The organism is Bradyrhizobium sp. NBAIM08 (assembly GCF_020193935.1).
GTDB lineage: Bacteria > Pseudomonadota > Alphaproteobacteria > Rhizobiales > Xanthobacteraceae > Bradyrhizobium > Bradyrhizobium yuanmingense.
Genome location: NZ_JADYVR010001162.1, coordinates 1 through 392, shown reverse-complemented (window position 1 = coordinate 392; position 392 = coordinate 1). Strand labels below are relative to the sequence as shown.

Below are 392 nucleotides of genomic sequence, written 5' to 3'. Positions count from 1 at the left end.
CCGCCGAGGTCGGTCTGGCCGGCCCGGACGCCGTTCACGAACCAGGTGTGCACGGCGCTCCCGCTCGCGCTTCGGGTGATCAGGTCGATGCGCCCGGCGGCGGACGACGCGACCGCCGGTGCGCTCGTGCTCGCCACCCCGGCCTGGGTCCAGCCCGCCCAGGACACCGCGTCGTTGTTGCTCCGGCGGTAGTAGACATTGCCGGCCGGGCTGCGACCGTAAAGGTAGAACGTGTTGCCGGTACGTGCCGCGGCCACCCCGACCGGCGACACGTCGAGTCCCGGGGTGTAGGCCGGCAGCGGATTCGCCTCGGTCGGCTGCAGCCGGACGATCTTGTCGTCCGTGCCGTTCGAGGTGGTGAAGTACAACGCACTGTCGGGGCCCTGCTGAAC

Annotated in this window: 1 protein-coding gene; it reads right to left on the bottom strand. The window is 71.2% G+C overall.

The window, feature by feature from the left end; all coding sequences use genetic code 11:
- A partial coding sequence (locus I6F37_RS43955; RefSeq protein ID WP_225154979.1) for a hypothetical protein occupies nucleotides 1–368 on the bottom strand: 368 nt, incomplete at its 3' end.
- Between the last annotated feature and the right edge of the window lie 24 nt (nucleotides 369–392).